The sequence below is a fragment of the Actinomadura sp. GC306 genome (assembly GCF_004348665.1).
Classification (GTDB): domain Bacteria; phylum Actinomycetota; class Actinomycetes; order Streptosporangiales; family Streptosporangiaceae; genus Spirillospora.
In genome coordinates this window covers 1-3,378 of record NZ_SMKM01000427.1, presented here as the reverse complement: position 1 = coordinate 3,378, position 3,378 = coordinate 1, and the positions used below count along the sequence as shown (strand labels likewise).

The window sequence follows — 3,378 nt, the reverse complement described above, 5'->3', positions numbered from 1 at the left end:
GGCGGGGAGTGCGTTCCGCGGAGGGGTCAGCTGGCGGGCTTCAGCGCGGCGGCGCCGTCCACCTGGTCGATGGAGCGGCTGCCCGGCCCGGTGTACCTGGCGCTCGGGCGGACCAGGCGCCCGGTGCGCTTCTGCTCCAGGATGTGCGCGGCCCACCCGGCGGTGCGGCCGCAGGTGAACATCGCGGGCATCATCGCGGTCGGGACCTCGGCGAAGTCCAGGATGACCGCGGCCCAGAACTCCACGTTCGTCTCGATCGGGCGGTCCGGGCGGCGCTCGCGCAGTTCGGCGAGAGCGGCGTCCTCCAGCGCCTTGGCGGCCTCGAAGCGGGGGGCGTCGAGCTCCTTGGCGGTGCGGCGCAGCACGCGGGCGCGCGGATCCTCGGCGCGGTAGACGCGGTGGCCGAAGCCCATCAGCCGGTCGCCGGAGTCGAGGATGTCGGTGACGACCTTGCGGGCGTCGCCGAGCTGCTCGACCTTCTCGATCATCGGCAGGACGCGGGCGGGCGCGCCGCCGTGCAGCGGGCCCGACATGGCGCCGATCGCGCCCGACACCGCCGCCGCGACGTCCGCCCCGGTGGAGGCGATCACCCGCGCGGTGAAGGTGGAGGCGTTCATGCCGTGCTCGGCGGCCGAGACCCAGTACGCGTCGATGGCCCGGACGTGCTTCGGGTCGGGCTCACCGCGCCAGCGGACCATGAACCGCTCGGTGATCGTCGTCGCGGCGTCGATCCGCTCCTGCGGGACCATCGGGACGCCGATGCCGCGCGCCGACTGGGCGACGAACGACAGCGCCGTCACCGACACGCGGGCGAGGTCGGCGCGGGCCTCCTCGTCGGTGATGTCGAGCAGCGGGCGCATCCCGTACGCGGGTGCGAGGGTGGGGAGGGCGCTCTGGACGTCCACCCGGACGTCGCCGGAGGTGACCGGGAGGACGTGCGGGTCCGCCGGGGCCAGGCCCGGGTCGAAGCTGTCGTCCACCAGGAGGCCCCAGGCGTCACCGAAGGAGACGCGGCCGACGAGATCCTCGATGTCGACGCCCCGGTAGCGGAGGGCGCCGCCCTCCTTGTCCGGTTCGGCGATCTCGGTCTCGAAGGCCACGACCCCCTCGAGACCAGGTTTGAAGTCGGACATGTCGTCCTGCCTTTCGTCCCCAAGAGTGATAAGGCGGTGCCGTGCCATTGAACCCTGTCCGCCTTACTTGCCAGTACCCAGGGGTCTGGTGAGTTGCACCAGTCCCAGGTGAGAGGCTCAGACGCTGTGGATTCCACACCGCCGGACCCCGCACGGCTCAGAAGATCCTACGAAGGGGGCGAATTGGCGGAACATTCGCTCCCCGCCGATCCGCTGGCGCTGTTCGCCGCCTGGTTCGCCGACGTCCACACCTTCGGGCTCGCCGAACCGAACGCGATGGTGCTCGCCACCGCGTCCGGCGACGGCGTGCCGAGCGCCCGGATGGTCCTGCTCAAGGGGTACGGGCCGCGCGGCTTCCGCTTCTTCACGAACCTGACGTCCGACAAGGGGCGCGAGCTGGCGGAGAACCCGCGCGCCGCGCTGGTCTTCCCCTGGCACGCCATGTACCGGCAGGTCCGCGTCGCCGGCCCGGTGGACGAGCTCGCGCGGGACGAGGTCGCCGCCTACTTCCGGACGCGCCCGTACGGGTCGCGGATCGGCGCGTGGGCCAGCGAGCACCAGTCCGGCGTCATCCCCGGACGGGACGTGCTGGAGCGCGGCTACGCCGGCCTGGCCGGACGCTGGCCCGACACGGACGGCGCCGACGACGTCCCGCTGCCGGACTTCTGGGGCGGGTACCGGGTCGTCCCGGAATCGATCGAGTTCTGGCAGGGGCGGCGCGACCGGCTCCACGACCGCATCCGTTACCGCAGGGCGGACGAGCACGCGGATTGGGTGGTGGAGAGACTGTCTCCGTGACATCGGAACAGCAGTCAACCCCCGCCGATGGTCCTGACGGTCCCGGGGGGCCGGAACCGGCCGCGGAGCAGGAGGAACCCCGGGAAGCGGGCAAGGCGCGCAAGAAGCGGCGGGGGAAGGGGAGCCTGCGCCGGCTCGCGATCGACACCCGGCCGCTGGCCGCGCCCGAGTTCCGCCGGCTGTGGCTGGGGCAGGGCGTCTCGTTCGTCGGCTTCCAGGTCACGGCGGTGGCCGTCCCGGTCCAGGTGTACGACATGACCGGCTCGTCGTTCTGGGTCGGCGTGCTCGGCTTCGTCAACCTCGTCCCGCTGATCGTGTTCGGGCTGTGGGGCGGCGCGGTCGCCGACCACATGGACCGGCGCAAGCTGCTGTTCGTCTCGTCCTGCATCATGTGGGTCGCGACGCTGCTCCTGCTCGCCCAGGCGCTGCTCGGCATCGGCAGCCTCACGCTGATCATGGCGGTCGTCGCGGTCCAGGCCATGGGGTTCGCGGTGGCCTCGCCGACCCGCAACGCGATCATCCCGCGGCTGATCGACCGGCCGCTCGTCCCGGCGGCCAACACCCTCGCCTTCACCGCCAGCCAGTTCGGGATGCTCGCCGGGCCGCTGTTCGCCGGGCTGATGCTGGCCCGCTGGAACTACGCCGCCGCCTACGCGCTCGACGCCGTGCTGTTCACCGTCGTCCTCTACGCGGCGCTGCGGCTGCCCGCCATCCCGCCGCTCGGGGAGATCGCCGGCACCCCCGGCCTGCGGTCGGTGATCGACGGGCTGCGCTACCTGGCCACCCAGCCGGTGCTGCTGATGTCGTTCGTCGTGGACATCATCGCGATGGCGATCGCGATGCCCCGCGCGCTGTTCCCCGAGGTGGCCGACACCCGGTTCGGCGGCGAGGGCGCGGTCGGCTGGCTCTTCGCGGCCATCGCGATCGGCGCGTTCCTGGGCGGGCTGGTGTCCGGCTGGATCGGCCGGGTGCACCGCCAGGGCGTCGCGCTCGTCGTGTCGATCGTCATCTGGGGCCTCGCGGTCGCCGCCGCCGGGCTCTCCGGGCGGCTGTGGCTCGTGGTGGTGCTGCTCGCCGTCGGCGGCGCGGCGGACCTGGTGTCTGCCGTCTTCCGCCAGTCGATGCTGCAGACCTACGCGCCGGACGAGATGCGCGGACGGCTGCAGGGCGTGTTCACCGTCGTCGTCGCGGGCGGGCCGCGGCTCGGCGACCTCCGCGCCGGCGCGACCGCGAGCGTGGCGGGTGCGACCGTGTCCTGGGTCGGCGGCGGCATCGCCTGCGCGGTCCTGGTCGTCATCGCGGCCCTGGCCGTCCCGGCCCTGCTCCGCTACGACACCCGCACCACACCGGTCACCCCTCGTTGACTTGCGGCGTGTTGTTGTCATCCGGCGCTCCATAACAACAACACGCCGCAAGTCAACGAGGGGTGACCGGTGTGGTGCCTGTC

At 72.6% G+C, this 3,378-nt stretch carries 3 protein-coding genes; 2 read left to right on the top strand and 1 reads right to left on the bottom strand.

Going from position 1 to position 3,378, the window contains the following annotated elements; translation table 11 throughout:
* Window positions 1-26 precede the first annotated feature (26 nt).
* Window positions 27-1,133: a citrate synthase 2 gene (locus E1200_RS32130; protein ID WP_131956250.1), complete on the bottom strand. Its 1,107-nt coding sequence runs from the start codon at window positions 1,131-1,133 to the stop codon at window positions 27-29.
* Between the two features lie 183 nt (window positions 1,134-1,316).
* Between E1200_RS32130 and pdxH the strand changes: the two genes are divergently transcribed.
* Window positions 1,317-1,931 (top strand): pyridoxamine 5'-phosphate oxidase, encoded by a 615-nt coding sequence (gene pdxH, locus E1200_RS32125; RefSeq protein ID WP_243709016.1) that lies wholly within the window; start codon window positions 1,317-1,319, stop codon window positions 1,929-1,931.
* Entirely contained in the window at window positions 1,928-3,295 is a 1,368-nt protein-coding gene (locus E1200_RS32120) for an MFS transporter (RefSeq protein WP_131956245.1), read from the top strand. The genes pdxH and E1200_RS32120 overlap by 4 nt, the downstream gene beginning before the upstream one ends.
* Window positions 3,296-3,378 lie beyond the last annotated feature (83 nt).